The organism is Mycobacterium sp. 1245801.1 (assembly GCF_001673055.1).
Classification (GTDB): domain Bacteria; phylum Actinomycetota; class Actinomycetes; order Mycobacteriales; family Mycobacteriaceae; genus Mycobacterium; species Mycobacterium europaeum_A.
Genome location: NZ_LZKY01000128.1, coordinates 1 through 17,572, shown reverse-complemented (window position 1 = coordinate 17,572; position 17,572 = coordinate 1). Strand labels below are relative to the sequence as shown.

Genomic DNA, 17,572 nt, shown 5'->3' with positions numbered 1-17,572 from the left:
TCGAGCCATTCGAACTGACCATGGTGCCGTTCGCCACCGACGACGAGGGCGCCGAAATCATCACGTTCCCCGCCCATCCGGACTATTCCGCCGCCCTCGCCCCACGATTTCGATTCGCCATGAACATCAGTCGGGGCACCCTACAGAAGGCAACCGCCGCCACCCTGATCCTGACGCTGGTCGTGGCGTCGTTCGTGGTCGGCAACAAGCTGTGGAAAGACGTCGAAAAGAATACGTACTCGGCTTATTTCACCGAGGCCAATGGTCTGTTCGTGGGCGACGAGATTCGCATCCTCGGCGTCGCCGTGGGCGTGGTCGATAAGATCGAGCCCCAGCCCGGCAGTTCCAAGGTGACGTTCTCCGTCGACAAGCAGTTTTCGATCCCCGCGGATGCTCGCGCTGCGATCCTGTCGCCATCGCTAGTGACATCGCGGGCTGTCCAGCTCGTCCCGGCGTACTCCGGCGGCCCGAAGCTGAGCGCCGGCGCCTCGATTCCCCTGAGCCGCACCGCGGTTCCCGTCGAATGGGATGACTTCCGCAAGCAGCTGGAGAAACTCACCGACGCCCTGCAGCCCACCAGCCCGGGCGGGGTCAACTCCGTCGGCGAGTTCATCGACTCGGCGGCGGACAACGTGCGCGGCCAGGGCGACACCGCCCGCGACACCGTGCTCAAGCTTTCCGAGGCGATCTCGGCGCTCGGCGATCACGCCGACGACATCTTCAGCACGGTGCGTAACCTGCAACTGCTGGTGTCCGCGCTGTACTCGAGCAGCGATCTGCTGGCCTCGTTCAACCAGAACCTGGCCGGCGTGACGACGCTGCTGTCCAACACCCCCAACGAAGTCGGCAACGCGTTGAAGTCGCTGGACGGCGCGCTCACGGACGTGCGTGATTTTCTGGCCGAGAACCGCGAAGCGGCGGGCGTCACCTTCGACCGATTGGGCTCCATCACCACGGCGCTCAACGACAGCCGCGGCGATATCAAGCAGATCCTGCACATCGCCCCGACGGTGTTTCAGAACTTCTTGAACATCTACCAGCCGGCCCAGAGCGCGATGACCGGCATCCTGGCCCTGAACAACTTCGCCGACATCCCGCAGTTCATCTGCAGCTCGATCGAGGCGGCGTCGCGGGCGCGCCTGGCGCGGGTATCGAAGCTGTGCCTGCAGTACCTCAACCCGATCATCAAAAACCGTATCTACAACTACATTCCGGCGGGAATTAACCCGTTCGTCGGGACGCAGGCGCGGCCCAGCGAGATCACCTACAGCGAGGACTGGCTGCGGCCCGGGTACACGCCGCCGCCCCCGCCTGAGGCGCCCGCGCCGCCGGATGGCGCGCCTGCGCCGCCTCCCGAGCAGCCGGCGCCGGCCGACCAGCCGCCGCCGACCGAGGCCCCGCCCGCGCCGCCGTCGAACACGACCAGTTCGATCGAGGTGCTACAGAACCTGATGCTGCCGACGGGGCCCTCATGAGGCGCGCTGGGGCCGCGGTCCTGGGGCTGATATGCGTGGTCACCCTGTCGGCGTGTGGTTGGCGCGGCCTGAACTCCTTCAGGCTGCCCGGTACCGCCGGCGGGGGGCCGGGCTCGTACACGATCCAGGCGCAGATGCCCGATGTGGTCACCATCCAGGAGAACACCCGGGTCCGGGTGGACGACGTGAACGTCGGCAACGTCACCAAGATCGAGCTGCAGGATTGGCATGCCCTGGTCACCATGCGGATCAATGGCGACGTGCACCTGCCGGCCAATTCGACCGCGAAGCTCGGGCAGACCAGCCTGCTCGGTTCGATGCATATCGAACTCGCGCCGCCCAAAGGTGAAGCGCCGGTAGGCCAACTCAAGGCCGGGTCGGTGATCCCGTTGTCGCGCGCGAGCCTGTATCCCACCACCGAGCAGACGCTGGCGTCGGTGTCGATCCTGTTGAACGGTGGGGGCATCGGCCAGCTGCAGGAAATCACGCAGGCGGTCGCCAGGGCGTTCGCCGGCCGCGAGAACGACATGCGCAGCCTGCTCAACCAGATCGATGAGTTCATCGCGCGCACCAATGATCAGACCGACGACATCATCTCCGCCGCAGAGAATCTCAACTCTCTGGTCGGCCAGGTTGCCGCGAACGACACGGTCGTGGACAAGGCCTTGACGTCGGTGCCCAAGGCGCTGGACGTTCTGGCCAAGGAGCGCACCAAGATCGCCGACACGATCGATCAGGTCGGCAAATTCAGCGCGATCGCCGCCGACACCATCCACCAGAGCAGGGAATCGCTGGTGAACAACCTGCGCAACATCGCGCCGGTGCTGCGCTCGCTCGCCGATGCCGGCCCCTCCCTCACCAAGGGTCTGGACGGCCTGGCGACCTACCCGTGGCCGGCATCCACCGTGCGGAACTGGTTCCGCGGCGACTACGCCAACCTCACCCTGATCGTCGATCTGACGTTGAGCCGCATCGACCAAGGGTTGTTCACCGGCTCGCGCTGGGAAGGCAACCTCACCCAGCTCGAACTGCAGTGGGGTCGCACCATCGGCATGCAGCCGAGCCCGGTCACCGGGGGTAACCCGCTGACCTATCCGTACCATTTCGGGGGATACTGAATGCTTCGGTTGAATCGCCGGACGTGGATCCAGTTGTCAATCCTGACGCTGGTGACCGTCGTCTCCTGTGGCGCAATGGCATTCAACTTCATGAAGCTGCCTGCCACGTTGTTCGGGATCGGGGAGTACAAGGTCACCGTCGATCTGCCGCAATCGGGTGGTCTCTACGAGACGTCGGTCGTCACCTACCGCGGCACCGACGTGGGACAGGTCAAGTCGGTCGACGTCACCGCCACCGGGGTGCGCGCGGTCCTGGCCATGCGATCGGGAGTCAAGGTGCCCTCCGACGTGCAGGCGTCGGTGCACAGCCGATCCGCGATCGGCGAGCAGTACATCGAACTGACCCCCGGCAAGGACGGCGATGGTTCCCACACGTTGCGAGACGGCGACGTCATCACCGCCGGACACGTCGACGTTCCCGTCGACATCGGGCACCTGCTCGACCTGACCAACCGTGCGCTGCAAGCGATTCCACGCGATAACCTGCGCACGGTGATCGACGAGACCAATCGGGCGGTCGGCGGCCTCGGTCCGGAGCTGTCCCGCATCGTCGACGGCTCGACCGCGTTGGCCATCGCCGGGGGTCGCACCGTCGACCCGCTTGCCGCCCTCATCGACCAGTCGCCGGCGGTACTCAATTCGCAGGTGCAGACATCCGAGGCGATCGCCACGTGGTCCGGCCACACCGCGGCCATCATGGCGCAATTCAAGGCCCAGGACGCCGCGGTACGAGACCTGTTGACACAGGGCACTTCCGGCGTCGAGGAGGGGCGCGCGATGCTGGACCGGGTGGCGCCGGCGTTGCCGGTGCTGTTCGCCAATCTGGTGAGCCTGGGCGACATCGCCGTCGTCTACCGCCATGACATTGAGCAACTCCTGGTCCTGCTCCCGCAGGGCATCGCGGCCATGGCGGCCATCATCGTGCCCAGCTCTAACACTAAGCAGGAGTACCGGGGTGCCCAGCTGGACTTCAACCTGAACCTCAACCTGCCGCCACCGTGCACCACCGGTTATCTGCCGCCGCAGCAACGCCGCTCACCGGCCAGCGTCGACGCGCCGGACCGGCCGGCCGCGGACCTGTTCTGCCGGGTGCCGCAGGACTCGGAGTTCAATGTCCGTGGGGTGCGCAACATTCCGTGCGAGAGCAAGCCGTGGAAGAGAGCGCCCACGATAGAGCTGTGTGAAAGCGACGAGGAGTACGTGCCGCTCAACGACGGCTACAACTGGAAGGGCGACCCGAACGCCACCACGACCGGCCAGGGCGTGCCGCTTTACCCGCCGGGGCAGGACCCGCGACTGCCACCACCGCGTGGCACCGCCGCGGCGCCGACGCCGCCCCCGCCGCCCGCCGTCGCGACCTATGACCCGGCCACCGGCGACTACATCGGGCCAGACGGCCGCCGCTATACCCAATCGGACCTGGCCCACCCGCGTGCCAAGAACTGGCAACAACTACTTGTCCCGCAACCCTGACAGTTTTAAGGAGCACCATGGCGGACAAACCCGAAATCTCTACGACGGAGGAAACCGTTGACGAGCCAACGGCAATCGACGTCGCCGAGGACCTCGACGCCGCCGAAACCGAGCAGGCTGAAAAGCTGCACGCCGAAGACGCCGACGGTGATGAGAGTCCGGCCGCGGGCCGGCTCGCGCGGTGGCGCGAGCGTCTCCAGCGGCGGCGGCTGTCGCGCGTCGGGACGGCGTTGGTGGCCAGCGCCGTCATCGTGGCCGCACTGGCCGGCCTGAGTGGTTGGCTCGGATATCGGGCCTACCAGAAGCACGAGGCGCAGGCCCGGCAGAACCTGTACGTTGCGACGGCCCGGCAGGGCGCGGTGAACCTCACCACGATCAACTACACCCAGGTCGACGCCGACGTGCAGCGCATCCTCGACCTGGCCACCGGCGCATTCCGCGACGACTTCGAACAGCGGGCCAAGCCGTTCGAGGAGGTCGTCAAGGCCGCACAGTCGAAATCGGAAGGGACGGTCACCGATGCCGGACTGGAATCCCAGCGCGGCGACTCCGCCCAGGTGCTGGTGGCGGTCGCGGTGAAGTCGCGCACCGCCGGCGGTGAAGAGGCGCCCCGGGAATGGCGCATGCGCATCGAGGTCCGATCGGTCGGCGATGACGCCAAGGTCTCCAATGTGGTGTTCGTGCCATGACGACACTGAACGAGGACGTGAAAGTCGATACGGCCGACGAGGAACTGGACCCGGCAACCAAAGACGCACACCAGGAATCGGAGGTCACCGAGCCGGAAGAACCGTCCACCGAGGCGCAACCGAAGGCCGAGCGGACCAGGCGACGCATCGGGTGGCCGCAGGCGTTCGCCTACGGCGTATTGCCCGGCCTCGCGTTGGTGTTGGCGCTCGGCGCGGGCTACCTCAAGTGGTCGGCCGGGGCGGCCGATGATCTTGCCCGGGCCCGGACCGAATCGGTGCAGGCCGCCCGCGAAGACGCCATCGCGTTGTTGTCCTATCACGCCGACACGGTGGACAAGGACCTCGCCGCGGCGCGCGAGCGGCTGACCGGTGAGTTCAAGGACGCCTACGGCGAGCTGACGCGCCAGGTCGTCGTTCCCGGTGCGAAGGAGAAGCACATCTCGTCGGTCGCCAAAGTCAATGCGGCGGCGTCGGTTTCGGCATCTGAAACCCATGCCGTGGCGCTGGTGTATGTCGACCAGACCGTGACCATCGGTGCGGGCGCCCCCACCGACACCCAGCCCGTCGTGCGGATGACCCTGGACAAGGTCAACGGCCGATGGCTGGTTTCGCGCTTCGACCCGGTGTGACCCGAGGAATCGTGATGGAAGTATCGGTACGCCGTTGCGCCCGGGTGCTGCCCGTCGGCGTGGTGCTGTTGGGGACAGCCACTGTGGCGGCCCCGGCCGCGCACGCCGACAACAAGCGGCTCAACAGCGCGGTGGTGTCGGCCGTCTACACAATGCAGCACCAGGCGGGCTGCACCAACGACGTCGTCAGGAACAACGCCCTCACGCTGGCCGCCGAATGGCACGCCGATGACATGATCAACAACCGAAACATCAACGGCGACATAGGCTCGGACGGATCCACGCCGCAGGACCGCGCCAACGCCGCCGGCTTCCGCGGCCGGGCCGCCGAGACCGTGGCGATCAACCCGGCCATCGCGATCAGCAGCCTGGAACTGGTCAACCAGTGGTATTACAACCCGGACGATATGGCGATCATCCGCGACTGCGCCAACAACACCATCGGGGTGTGGTCGGACAACAGCATGGACCGCACCGTGGTGGTGGCGGTGTATGGGCAGCCCGACCCGCCCAAGCGGTAGGCCTCAGCGTCTAGCGCGCGGCGGTATTGAGCGCCGACAAAACCGTTTCGGGATCGGTTGTGGCGCCGCGGTTGTAGGGCAGCTTGGACAGGGCCGTGGCCATCGCGCACGTATTGGTCAGCGCGGCGAAAGTCAGCCCGCCACCGATCGCGGCCGCCACCCATTTGAGCCGGGGGAGCGCGACACTGCCCAGCACGGACGACAACACGACCGACCCGGCGACGAGGCGCACCTGCCGTTCCAGATCCCACCGCTGGGCGCCGCGGTCGACGGCGAAGCCTTGCCCCTCCCAGTCGATGATTCCGTTCTCGAGGACGCGCCCGCCGGTCAAACCGGCGTTCCGCAACAGCGTTTGGGCTTTGGTGGAGCGTTGTCCCGACCGGCATACCAGGACGACCTCGTCGTCCCCGTTCAAGAGCTGGGCGACCTCACGGGTGTGTTCGTCCAGTACGTCCAGGGGCACGTTGTAGGACCCGGAGATGTGGGACGTTTCGAACTCCGCGGGGGTCCGCACGTCGACGATGCGTGGGGCGGGCGAAGACTCGAGTTGCTTGCGTAGCTCGGCCGAAGTGATGGCGTCGGCGGTCGGTGCGCTCATGTGATTCCTCCCGTTGTGGGCTCCTCAATTGGTCACTACCCGCTATCGCGGTGCTAGCCTGCCTTTTCGATCACGTTGAACCTGAGGTGATGTCGAGTTTTTCCGCGTTGTCGTAGTCGTCGTCGATCAGCACGACGCGGCGTTGATGTCGATCGAGCAGCGCCGCGGCGATCGACGCCCGGTAGCCGCTGGCGCAGTGGACCCACAGTTCGCGGTCCTGGGGAAGTTCGCCGAGGCGTTCCGGTAGCTCGTGCACCGCAATGTTGACCGCATCGCGCACGTGGCCGCTGTCGAATTCGTGTGGCTGGCGAACGTCGACGACGGTGACCGCATCGTCGTCGAGCACATCGACGAGGTCCTTGAAGGACGCGACCCGGTAGCTGCGCAGCGGCGTGCCGTCGGCCAGCGCGCGTATATCGCCGGTGGCACTGCCGGTGAGGCGATCGACGCCGATGCGGGCGAGTTCGCGCTGAGCGTCGGCGACCTGCTGGGCATCCTCACCGATCAACGTCAGTGGTGCGCCCCAGCGGTACAACCACCCGAGGTAGTTCACGAACGAGCCCGACAGCTCGAACCCATAGGTGCCGGCCAGATGCCCCGCCGCGAATGCCGTGCGGTTGCGCAGGTCGACCACCCACTCGCCGGCGTCGATGCGGTGGCGAAGTTGGTGTGCGTCAACCGGTTCGGGCGGCGACAGGTCCGCCGCTTCGGGGCCCGCCCTGTTGATCACACCCATGTGTGCGTAGTAGGCGGGAAACGCCGAAAGTCCTTCCAGCAGCTCGTCGACGTATTGCTGTTCGTCCTGGGTCAGCGCCGGGTTGCTGCGGCGTTGTTCGCCGATGGTGGAGGCGTCACCGTCGGGTGGCGTGGCCGAACAGAAGCTGCCGAATCCGTGGGTGGGATAGATCGCGGTTTCCGAAGGCAGCTCATCGGCGAGGCGCCGGACCGAATGATATTGCAGCCGGGCCAGTTCCTCGGTGTGGTCGTCGCCGACCAGGTCTGTCCTGCCAGTGCTGCCGAACAGCAGCGATCCGCCCGTGAAGACGCCGACGGCCTCGCCGGAATCGTCACGCAGCACGTAGCTGACGTGATGGTGGGTGTGTCCGGGTGTGAGCAGCACTTCCACATGAATTTCGCCGGTGTCGATCCGGTCGCCGTCCCCGACCGCGTGGCGGTCGAAGTCGACGTCTTCGCCTGCGGGAACGACGTATTGGGCGCCGGTCGCTTGGGCCAGTGCCAGCCCGCCGGTCACGTAGTCGTTGTGGATGTGGGTCTCCAGCACGTGGGTGATGCGCAGGTCTCCCGTCAGCTCGAGCACCCGGTCGATGTCTCGTTGCGGATCGACGGCGACGGCGACCGTGCCGTCGCTGATGAGATAGCTGCGGTCGCCCAGACCTGAGGTCTCGATGATCGTCACGTCCACCATCGTTTTCTAGTACCCCGAAAGCGGATTGGCGGCGCAAGTCGAGCCGGCGTTGGCCGCGGCCGGAACCCGTGTGAAACCCGCGCTCACCACGTCAATGGCCGGTTTAGCGCAGCTCAGCGCGGGCGAACCTTGCGGTCGCGGAAGCATCGCAGCGTTTCAACCACGGTGATTTTTGCGCTGGCCCGCTCCGCACACCCGTCGGGTGTGTCGCTAACCGCCGGTGAGGGATTCGTCGGCCATGTCGCAGACGCACACGTACCCGCCGTGGCGCCACGGACCGAACTGGGTACCGCGCCTGCGCAGCAGATGCTGCGCGTAGACCTTGTCGCGTTGATCCCGCGAGAACGCGAAGTCGAGATTGATGGGCAGGCCCGCCCAATCGACCTGGTCACTGGCGGGTTCGTCGCCGTACCTGAGCCGGCACTGCAGCGGGCAGCCGTTCTTGATGACCCGATCGGGTCCATCACACTCCCGAGCCACGATGACGTCACTCCTTCAGGCGCGCGACCTTACGAGTGCATCGTGCGACGCCGAAGTTTCGGCGGTAGGCGCGCGATGTTTCCGCTGTGTTACGGGTGGCGGATCGGCGTCAGTAGACGTCGCGGTGGTAGCGCTTGTCGGCGCTCAGCGACTGGACGTAGTCCTTCGCCGCTTCCGGCTCGAGCTTGCCGAATTCGGCGGCGATCTCGCAGAGTGCCCGGTCGACGTCCTTGGCCATGGGATCCGCGGTGCCGCAGACGTAGAGCTGGGCGCCGTCCTGCAACCAGCTCCACAGCTGCGCCCCGCGTTTGCGCATCAGGTGCTGCACGTAGACCTTCTGCTGCTGATCGCGGGAGAACGCCAAGTCCAACTCGGTGAGGAACCCGTCGTCACGCATCTGCTCGAGTTCGTCGCGGTAGTAGAAGTCGGTGGCGGCGTGCTGCTCGCCGAAGAACAGCCAGTTGGGGCCGGTGTGGCCGAGTGCGCGCCGTTCCTGCAGGAAGCCGCGGAACGGCGCGATCCCCGTCCCGGGCCCGATCATGATCATCGGGGTGTCCGACTCACTCGGCGGCCGGAAATTGCTGGACTGCTGCAGATACACGGCGACGCGGTCGCCGGGGGAGCGGTCGGCGAGGTAGGTCGAACACACCCCACGGCGTGCGACGCCCTGGAAGTTGTAGCGCACCGGGGAGACGGTCAGGTGGACTTCGCCCGGGCACTCCTTGGGGCTCGACGAGATCGAATACAGCCGCGGCTGAAGGCGTTTGAGGACCCGCAGCCACTCGTGGGCCGACGCGGAGACGGGCAGCTTGGCCAGCAGATCGATGGACTGGCGACCCCACGTCCAATCCGCCAGTGCGCGTTTGTTTTCCGGCTTCAGCAGCTCCGCGAGTGTGGGGTCACCGGTGCGCTCCTGCACGAAGCGCACCAGATCCCGGCTGATGTGGGCGATCTCGATGCGCTCGGTGAGCGCGGAGCGCAACGACATCAGGCCGTGCTCGCCGACCTCGACCGGGGTCTGCCCGTTCAGTCCGGTGACCGACAGCCACTCGTCGACCAGCGCGTCGCTGTTGCGCGGCCACACGCCGAGCGCGTCACCGGCCTCGTAGGTCACGGATTCCTCCGGCATGTCGAAAACCAGGTGCCGCACGTCTTTCGTCGATTCCGGTCGGCTCAACACGGTGTTGCGGACCATGCCGGTGATCAGCGGATGCTTCTTGCTGTAGGCGCCGGCGGCGGGCGCGCCGGGGCGAGACGGCGCGGCAACGGTGGACGTGCGGGCCGGCGCCGTCACACTTCCGTCCCCGCCGACCGAGGTGGGCGTCCGGGTCAGGGCCTCGATGACGTCGCCCACCCACTTCGCCGCGGTGTCGTCGTAGTCGGGTTCGCAGTCCACCCGGTCGGTGATGCGGGTGGCGCCGAGCTCGGCGAGGCGGGCGTCCAGCTTGCGGCCGTGGCCGCAGAAATCGTCGTAGTTGGAGTCGCCCAGCGCCAGCACGGCGTAGCGGAGGTTGGTGAATCGCGGTGCGCCCTCGGATGTCAGCGCTCGCCAGAGGCCGGCGCCGTTGTCGGGCGCGTCACCGTCGCCGGTGGTGCTGGTGACGAACAGCACCTCCCGCGTCGTCGTCAATTGCGCCGGCGGGAAGTCATCCATGCTGTGCAGCGCGACCGGGAGTTCCGCGGCGCCCAACCGGGCGGCGATCTCGCCGGCGAGCTCCTCGGCGTTGCCGGTCTGCGATGCCCACAGCACCACGACGGGCGCGCGCTCGGCGGCGGGCTTGGTGTCGGCGGGCGTGGCGGGCGGTTGCTCGACGGCCGGCGCCGGGGCGGTCGGCGGTGCCTCGGCCAGGCCCCCCGGTCCGTCGACGCGCGAGAACAATCCGGCCAGAAGGCCGTCCACCCACAGCCGGGTGCCGGCATCGAACGGCGCGCTCGGCGGCAGGGTAGGCACACCGGCGGTGCGGCGACCGGCGTCAGAGCGAAGCCCGGAGAGCATGCCGGCCAGATACGAGCGGCCGAGCTCGTTGAATTCCGGCTTGGCTTGCGTTGTCACACCCAGCAATTCGCCGAGTGCGTCGACTTGTGACACGCTGATTTCTCGTACCTCCGTGGGTGCGGATGCCGGTGTGTCGGGGACCGCCGGCATCTCGGTACCGGGATCGGGTTGCGCGACGGCGACCTTCGTCAGCGTGACCGCGCACGCCTTGAATTCCGGTTGGCTCGAGATGGGATCGACGGCGTCGTTGGTGACGGCGTTGATGGACAGGTATTCGCCGAAGGCGTCGTTCCAGTGGAACGGCGCGAAGCAGTTGCCGGGCCGCACCCGGTCACTGACGACAGCGGGCAGCACGGCGCGGCCGCGCCGGGACGCGATCTCGATCTGATCGTCGTCGACGATGTGCAGGCGGGCGGCGTCGTCGGGGTGGATCTCGACGAACGGCCCCGGATTGAGTTTGTTGAGTTTGGCGACCTTGCCGGTCTTGGTCATGGTGTGCCATTGGTGAGGCAGGCGACCGGTGTTCAGCAGGAACGGGTAGTCGTCGTCGGGCATTTCGTCGGGCGGCAGGTGCGGGCGGGCGAAGAACACCGCCCGGCCCGTCGGCGTCGGGAAGGCCAACCGCGGCACGCTGCCGTCCTCGCGGACCAGCCGCGTCTGGCTGACGCCGTCATTGAGGTAGCGGATCGGGTTGCGGTCGCCCCCGCCCTGTGGAGCGCACGGCCACTGCAGCGGGCTCTGGCGCAGCCGCTCATAGCTGACACCGCGCAGGTCGTACCCGGTCTTCGGGTTGGAGAACCGCTTGATTTCTTCGAAGACTTCCTCGGCGCAGGTGTAACTGAACGCCTCCGAAAAGCCCATCTCGCAGGCGATCCGGGCGATGATCTGCCAGTCCGGCAGCGCGTGGCCCGGCGCCTGGACCGCTGGCTGGAACAGCGTCATGTTGCGCTCGGAATTGACCATGACCCCTTCGGACTCCGTCCACAGGGTCGCCGGCAACAGCACATCGGCGTATTCGGTGGTCTCGGTCTCCAGGAACGCGTCCTGGGCCACCACCAACTCGGCGCGTTCCAGTCCGGCCAGCACCGTCTTACGATTGGCAACGGAGGCAACGGGATTCGTGCAGATGATCCAGCAGGCCTTGATCTGCCCGTCGGCCATCCGGGAGAACATGTCGATGGTGCCGCCGCCGACCTCGGTGCGCAGCGTTCCGCGGGGCAGGCCCCAAAGCTTTTCGACGAACTCACGATCCTCGTCCGATAGCACCGAACGCTGACCGGGCAAACCCGGCCCCATGTAACCCATCTCGCGACCGCCCATGGCGTTGGGCTGGCCGGTGAGGGAGAAGGGGCCGCTGCCCGGCTTGCAGATCGCGCCGGTGGCCAGGTGCAGGTTGCAGATGGCGTTGGTGTTCCAGGTGCCATGGGTGCTCTGGTTGAGGCCCATGGTCCAGCAGCTCATGAAATTGTCGGCCTCGCCGATCATCTGAGCCGCTTTGCGGATGTCCGCTTCCGGGATGCCGGTCACGGCGCTGACCATGTCGGGCGTGTACTGCTCCAGGAAGCCGGGCATCACCTCCCAGCCCTCGGTGAATTCGGCGATGAAATCGGGGTCCGTGTGGCCGTTCTCGACGATCAGGTGCAGTAGCCCGTTGAGCAGCGCCAGATCCGATCCCGGCGCGATCTGTAGGTACAGATCGGCCTTCTCGGCGGTCGCGGTGCGGCGCGGGTCGACGACGATCAGCTTCGCGCCCGCCTTGACCCGGTCCATCATCCGCAAGAACAGGATGGGATGGCAGTCGGCCATGTTCGCGCCGATGACGAAGAAGACGTCGGCACGGTCGAAGTCCTGGTATGACCCGGGTGGTCCGTCCGCGCCGAGCGAGAGTTTGTAACCGGAACCGGCGCTGGCCATGCACAGTCGCGAGTTCGACTCGATCTGGTTGGTGCCGATGAAGCCCTTGGTGAGCTTGTTCGCCAGGTACTGCGCCTCGATGGACATCTGGCCGGACACGTACATCGCGAAGGCGTCCGGACCGTGTTCGTCGATGATCGCGCGTAACCGGTTCGCACACTGGGTGATCGCCCGATCCATGTCGACGGGCTCGAGTGGCTCACCGCGGTCGGCCCGCACATGGGCCGAGTCCATCCGGCCCGGCGCGCCGAGCATGTCCGCGGTGGTGGCGCCCTTGGTGCACAACCGGCCGAAGTTGGCCGGATGCGCTTTGCTCCCAACCGACTTGGCGACGTGATCGCGGCCCGTTTTCGGGTCCGTTGTGACCTGCAACACCATCCCGCATCCGACACCGCAGTAAGCGCACATGGTGTTCACGGCGTTCTCAGGCGCCATGGACTCCCTGGTCACGCTTACGTCCCTTCGGTTCGAGTGCGCACGAGTTAGCTCTGTCTCGGGTCAGTTCATTGTGGAGCAGGCATGTTTCGGCATCGCTGCCCGAAATTTCCCCCGGTTTACTTCTTCCTCTCAGCGGCTGGCGCGCCGATGTGAAATCGCCGGGGAATTCGCGGCCGTGGAAGGCGTTACCGCAGGTCACCGCTGACCGGCCGTCCCGCTTGAGGTTACGCAGGACTGCCCGCGAAACGCTTCTCAGAAGGGGGTTTTTGACCAAACCGATGGGACATTCACAGTCTTCGCTAAGCTCACCGCGTGCGTCGGCTCATTGTGATCTGTCTGGTTTTGCTGGCCTCCGGCTGCGGCTGGAAGCCGACCGCGCCGCCCCAGGCCCGGCCCGACACCTGCAAGGACTCCGACGGGCCGACGGCCGACACGGTGCACCAGGCGATCACCGCCGTTCCCATCGCCATCCCCGGCACCATCTGGGTCGAGATGGGCCGCGGGCACACCCGAAACTGCCGGTTGTATTGGGTGCAGATCATCCCGACGATCGCCAGCGAATCCAGCCCGCAGCAACTGCTCTTCTTCGACCACAACAGGCCGCTGGGTAGCCCCACCCCGAACCCAAAGCCGTACACGACGGTGCTACCGCCCTCGGATGACACCGTCACCGTTCAATACCAGTGGCAGAAGGGGAATGACCAGCTGTGCTGTCCGACCGGGATCGGAACGGTCAAGTTCCGGATCGGCCCGGACGGCAAGTTGCAAACGCTGGGCAAGGTTCCGAATCAATAGCGTTTGCCGCCAATGACTTTCCCGTCCCTGCCGACGTCGCGGCGGCCGGTGATCGGCGGTCGGCCGCTCAGCTCGTGAGGGCCTCTTCCAGGTTCTCCGGGTGCAGCATCTCGACATAACGCAGCCGCTCCGGGATGCCGAACCCGTCGACCAGCGTCTCGGCGTGCGGGCGCAGCGCGCGGCACCGGTCGTTGATACCCCGGGTGACCGCCTTCGCGCGTTCGGTGGACAGGTAGCGGTGTTCGATGTACCACGCCTTGTCATCCTCGATGACCGACAGTGCGTACAGGTCGCACAGGATGCCGAGTATTTCGCGGGCCTTCTCGTCGGGGCACGCGTCTATTCCGGCGACAAACGCCTCCAAGATGACCCGGTCGATGTGCGCGCTGGCCGCGTGCAACACGTGATCCTGCACGGAGTTGAATGCGTCGAAGGCCGACATCTCTTTGGATTTGGCCTGCAGCCGGCGGGCCACCGATGCCAGCAGATACTCCTCGCGATCCTCGAACATCGTGATCTGCGTGCCGCGGTTGAACAGGCTGCCCTCTTCCTCGCTGTCTTGGCGGGCGTCCACGATGGTTTGGATGATCGCCTCTGCCGCAGTGCGTTTGACGACGCGTTCACCCACCGTGCTGGCCGCGAAGCGCACCCATTCGACCGGACTCATGCTCTTGATGTCGTCGGCGTAGGCCGTGAGCAGTTCCTTGGCCACCAATTGGGTCAGCACGTGGTTATCGCCCTCGAAGGTGGTGAAAACGTCTGTGTCGCCGCGCAGCCCGATCAGTCTGTTCTCGGCCATGTAGCCCGCGCCGCCACACGCTTCGCGGGCCTCCTGGATGGCCCGGCTCGCATGCCAGGTATTGGCCGCCTTCAGGCCGGCGGCGCGCGCTTCGAGTTCGCGTTGCTCGTCGGCGTCGGGTGCGTCGGCGCTCTGCACGTCATGACATTTGCCGACCAGTTCGTTCTGCGCGAACTGCAACGCGTACGACTTGGCGATCAACGGAAACAGTCGCCGCTGATGCACCAGATAGTCCATGATCAGCACTTCGGAACCGTCGTCGGGTGCGGTGAACTGCCTGCGCTGCAAGGCATATCGGGTGGCGATGTCCAGGGCCACCCGGCCGGCGGCGCCGGCGCTGCCACCGACGGTGATCCGGCCGCGGACCAGGGTGCCCAGCATGGTGAAGAAGCGGCGATTCGGGTTGTCGATCGGCGAACTGTAGGTGCCGTCGGCCGCGACGTCGCCGTACTTGTTCAACAGGTTGACCCGCGGGACCCGGACATGGTCGAACACGATGCGCCCGTTGTCGACACCGGGCAGTCCGCCCTTGTATTCGCAGTCCGAGGTGGTGATGCCCGGCAGATCGTTGCCGTCCTCGTCGCGGATCGGAACCAGCACGCAGTGCACGCCGTGATTGACCGGCTTCCCGTCCTCGTGGGTGATCAGTTGCGCGAAAACCGCCGCCATGGTTGCGGTTTCGGCGGCGCCGCCGATGTAGTCCTTACGCGCCGAGGGGGTGGCGGAGTCGATGATGAACTCTTCGGTCTCGGGGTCGTAGGTCGCGGTGGTCTCCAGCGACTGCACGTCGCTGCCATGTCCGGTCTCGGTCATGGCGAAACAGCCGCGCAACTCGAGGCTGATGATCTTGGGCACGTAGAGCTCGTGGTGGCGCTCGGTGCCCAGGTTCTCCACGGCACCGCCGAACAGGCCCCACTGCACCCCGGCCTTCACCATCAGCGACAGGTCCGACATGGCCAGCATCTCGATCATGGTGATCGCCGCCCCCACGTCACCGGTGCCGCCGTGTTCCTTGCGGAAACTGTCGGCGGCCGCGCCGAACGCCGCCATGATCCGCATCTGCTCCGCCACCTTGGTGCGGGCGATCACGGTGTTCGGCGTGTAGTGCGGCCGGAACAGGTCCTCGGTGAGCGTGGCCCGCATCCGGTTTCTCACATCACGCCAACGCCCGTCCAGTGCGTTGCGCAGATAGTCGGCAGTGCTAGTCGTTTCAGGCGCCATAAGCCGACAGTAATGGGCGGTTCCCGTCGCGGCGAACAACGCTGACAGTTCATGTCGCCGAGCGCATTCTCGCGACGGCCGCCGACCCGCGGCACCCGGCCGCCCACCCGGCTCAGCCTTGGCGGCGAGGGGCTTCCTGCGGTTCGCGGTCGGGGGGCGGGTGGCGGCGTTCGCCCAGCGGTGACCGCAGCCGATACAGCGTGAATCCGGCCGCGAGCATGCCGAACAGCACGAGCATCCCCATGTCGAACACCCACCAGCCGCTGTAGTGCGTCCAGGTCACGGCGTCGGCCGCCAGCGAATCGACCCTGCGCAGGTTCGTGGTGGACGCCGTGGCCGCGAAGCCCCACTGGGCCGGGACGAACCAGCTGATCTGCTGCAGGCCCCACCTGCTCACCAGCTGCACCAGGCTCCCGTTGAACAGCGCCGCCGCCAGGATCACCGGCACTACCAGCGGCAGGACCTCGCGCGGCGCCTTGCCCAGCGACGACAACGCCAGGCCCAGGACCGCCGACACGATCGCGGTGACGGCCACGCCCACGTAGAGCTCGACCGTGGCGTTGTGCAGCAGGACGGCGCTGCGTCCCGGTCCCCCCTTGACCGCGATCACGATCGCGAACACGACGGCCGTCCAGAGGGCCGCGGCCAGGCCGTACACGGTGATCTTGGCGGTGAGGTACGCCGGTGCCGTCAGGCCGACCTCCTGCTCGCGCCGGAAGACGCGGTGTTCGCCCACCAGCGCGCGGATGGTCAGCGCCGTGCCGATGATCACCGCCGCGACGTTGAAGGCGGCCAGGAGCTCGATGGCCTCGTGCGGGTTGGTGCTGTCCGCGCCGGGCCTGGCCAGTCCCGAATCACCCGGAATCAGCAGCGTCAGCCCGGCCAGGACGAACGGCAGGACCGCCAGGAACGCGAAGTAGCTGCGGTCGCCGAGGAGCAGGCGAACCTCGCGCCGGGCCAGCAACCGGATCTGCCGAGCCCTGGGCGCCGCGGGCGGCGGCGGCCACGGTGCCGCGACTTCCGGCGCAGTGGTCGGCGCCGACGTGGGCGCTCGGGTGCGAAACGCGCGGTGGGCTCCCTCGGGATCGGCGCCGACCTGCGCGAGCACCCTGTTCCAGTCGGAGGTGCCCAGCGCGGATTCCACCTGCAGGGGCGTCCCCAGGTAAGCCACCTGGCCCGTGCCGGTCAGCACCAACACCTGGTCGCAGACGTTGACGTCGGTGAGCGACGTGAGCGCCGAGATCGCGACCACCACGGCGCAGCCGATATCGGCCTGGCGCCGCAGGACCGCCATGACGTGGCGCTGTTGCGCCGCGTCCAGTCCGGCGGTGGGCTCGTCCACCACGAGCAGGCTGGGCCGGGTGACGAGCTCGACGGCCAGGGCCGCGCACCGGCGCACCTCGGCGGGGAGTTTGCGGATTCGGGTGTCGCGGTGGGCTGTCAGCTCGAGCTCGTCGAGGACCTGGCTGACCACGCGGTCGCGCTGCTCGGGCAAGGTGTCCGGCGGCAGCCGCAGCTCGGCGGCGTATTCGAGGACCTGCGCGACGGTGAGCTGGCGGTGCAGGCGGTTGTCGCGCGGGACCACCCCGATTCGGGTCCGCATGACCTCCGGTTCGTCGTGCACATCGTGTCCATCCACCGTGACGCGCCCCGCGCTGGGCGTTCGGGCGCCGGCCAGCAGCGCCAGCAGCGCGGCATTACGCGCGGCCGACGGTCCGATGACCGCCGTCATGGTGCCGGGGCGGGCCGTGAACGAAATGCCGGACAGCGTCTCGTGCCCGTCGACGGTCAGGCCCAGCCGGTAGGCGGTCGCCCCGGTGGTGCGCGACGCGGTCTGCAGCGGCAGGCGATAGGTGGCGTCGGGTTGCTCGGTGCGGAACGAGGGGCGCTGGGCACGCAGCTTGCTGGTCACCATGCGCTCGATGAGGCTCGGGCCCTGCTGCCGCTCCGCTCCCAACGGGATCGGTGGCCGAGCCGGGGGTAGACACTTAAGCGAGCGC

13 protein-coding genes are annotated in these 17,572 nt (G+C 67.0%); 7 read left to right on the top strand and 6 right to left on the bottom strand.

Features of this window, described 5'->3' with window-relative positions:
* The first annotated feature begins 119 nt into the window (after positions 1–119).
* From A5622_RS07535 to A5622_RS07510, 6 genes are read left to right on the top strand one after another with little or no spacing between them, the layout of a single operon-like run.
* Positions 120–1,475, top strand: a complete 1,356-nt coding sequence (locus tag A5622_RS07535; RefSeq protein WP_066877660.1) for an MCE family protein — start codon at positions 120–122, stop codon at positions 1,473–1,475.
* Positions 1,472–2,593, top strand: coding sequence for a virulence factor Mce family protein (locus A5622_RS07530; RefSeq protein ID WP_066877654.1), 1,122 nt, complete (start codon positions 1,472–1,474; stop codon positions 2,591–2,593). The genes A5622_RS07535 and A5622_RS07530 overlap by 4 nt, the downstream gene beginning before the upstream one ends.
* Positions 2,594–4,066: an MCE family protein gene (locus A5622_RS07525; protein WP_066877651.1), complete on the top strand. Its 1,473-nt coding sequence runs from the start codon at positions 2,594–2,596 to the stop codon at positions 4,064–4,066.
* A gap of 17 nt (positions 4,067–4,083) precedes the next feature.
* Positions 4,084–4,755: an Mce protein gene (locus A5622_RS07520; RefSeq protein ID WP_156752876.1), complete on the top strand. Its 672-nt coding sequence runs from the start codon at positions 4,084–4,086 to the stop codon at positions 4,753–4,755.
* The gene (locus tag A5622_RS07515; protein WP_066877650.1) at positions 4,752–5,384 is read left to right on the top strand and encodes a hypothetical protein; all 633 of its coding nucleotides are present in this window, start codon (positions 4,752–4,754) and stop codon (positions 5,382–5,384) included. The genes A5622_RS07520 and A5622_RS07515 overlap by 4 nt, the downstream gene beginning before the upstream one ends.
* A 14-nt stretch (positions 5,385–5,398) precedes the next feature.
* The gene (locus A5622_RS07510) at positions 5,399–5,905 is read left to right on the top strand and encodes a CAP domain-containing protein (protein WP_066877648.1); all 507 of its coding nucleotides are present in this window, start codon (positions 5,399–5,401) and stop codon (positions 5,903–5,905) included.
* Positions 5,906–5,915: 10 nt separating this feature from the next.
* Here A5622_RS07510 and A5622_RS07505 read toward each other — a convergent pair whose 3' ends face one another.
* From A5622_RS07505 to A5622_RS07490, 4 genes are all read right to left on the bottom strand, one after another.
* Entirely contained in the window at positions 5,916–6,503 is a 588-nt protein-coding gene (locus tag A5622_RS07505; RefSeq protein WP_066877646.1) for a rhodanese-like domain-containing protein, read from the bottom strand.
* Positions 6,504–6,573: 70 nt separating this feature from the next.
* Positions 6,574–7,926 (bottom strand): rhodanese-like domain-containing protein, encoded by a 1,353-nt coding sequence (locus A5622_RS07500; protein WP_066877644.1) that lies wholly within the window; start codon positions 7,924–7,926, stop codon positions 6,574–6,576.
* 213 nt (positions 7,927–8,139) lie between these two features.
* A complete protein-coding gene (locus A5622_RS07495) occupies positions 8,140–8,376 on the bottom strand; it encodes a hypothetical protein (RefSeq protein ID WP_197498129.1) in 237 nt (78 codons plus the stop codon).
* A 142-nt stretch (positions 8,377–8,518) separates the two neighbouring features.
* Positions 8,519–12,754: a bifunctional nitrate reductase/sulfite reductase flavoprotein subunit alpha gene (locus A5622_RS07490; RefSeq protein ID WP_066877642.1), complete on the bottom strand. Its 4,236-nt coding sequence runs from the start codon at positions 12,752–12,754 to the stop codon at positions 8,519–8,521.
* Between the two features lie 330 nt (positions 12,755–13,084).
* On the opposite strand from A5622_RS07490, the gene A5622_RS07485 reads away from it, so the two are divergent.
* Entirely contained in the window at positions 13,085–13,552 is a 468-nt protein-coding gene (locus tag A5622_RS07485; protein WP_066877640.1) for an LppP/LprE family lipoprotein, read from the top strand.
* Positions 13,553–13,619: 67 nt separating this feature from the next.
* On the opposite strand, the gene A5622_RS07480 is transcribed toward A5622_RS07485, so the two are convergent.
* Both A5622_RS07480 and A5622_RS07475 read right to left on the bottom strand, forming a co-directional pair.
* A complete protein-coding gene (locus A5622_RS07480; protein ID WP_066867180.1) occupies positions 13,620–15,572 on the bottom strand; it encodes an acyl-CoA dehydrogenase in 1,953 nt (650 codons plus the stop codon).
* 112 nt (positions 15,573–15,684) lie between these two features.
* Positions 15,685–17,535: an ATP-binding cassette domain-containing protein gene (locus tag A5622_RS07475; protein ID WP_369829222.1), complete on the bottom strand. Its 1,851-nt coding sequence runs from the start codon at positions 17,533–17,535 to the stop codon at positions 15,685–15,687.
* Positions 17,536–17,572 lie beyond the last annotated feature (37 nt).

What these genes read in the sequence shown, in the direction of transcription:
- A5622_RS07535 (WP_066877660.1), top strand. Translation starts at nt 120, where the DNA reads ATGAACATCAGTCGGGGCACCCTACAGAAGGCAACCGCCGCCACCCTG.
- A5622_RS07530 (WP_066877654.1), top strand. Translation starts at nt 1,472, where the DNA reads ATGAGGCGCGCTGGGGCCGCGGTCCTGGGGCTGATATGCGTGGTCACC.
- A5622_RS07525 (WP_066877651.1), top strand. Translation starts at nt 2,594, where the DNA reads ATGCTTCGGTTGAATCGCCGGACGTGGATCCAGTTGTCAATCCTGACG.
- A5622_RS07520 (WP_156752876.1), top strand. Translation starts at nt 4,084, where the DNA reads ATGGCGGACAAACCCGAAATCTCTACGACGGAGGAAACCGTTGACGAG.
- A5622_RS07515 (WP_066877650.1), top strand. Translation starts at nt 4,752, where the DNA reads ATGACGACACTGAACGAGGACGTGAAAGTCGATACGGCCGACGAGGAA.
- A5622_RS07510 (WP_066877648.1), top strand. Translation starts at nt 5,399, where the DNA reads ATGGAAGTATCGGTACGCCGTTGCGCCCGGGTGCTGCCCGTCGGCGTG.
- A5622_RS07505 (WP_066877646.1), bottom strand. Translation starts at nt 6,503, where the DNA reads ATGAGCGCACCGACCGCCGACGCCATCACTTCGGCCGAGCTACGCAAG.
- A5622_RS07490 (WP_066877642.1), bottom strand. Translation starts at nt 12,754, where the DNA reads ATGGCGCCTGAGAACGCCGTGAACACCATGTGCGCTTACTGCGGTGTC.
- A5622_RS07480 (WP_066867180.1), bottom strand. Translation starts at nt 15,572, where the DNA reads ATGGCGCCTGAAACGACTAGCACTGCCGACTATCTGCGCAACGCACTG.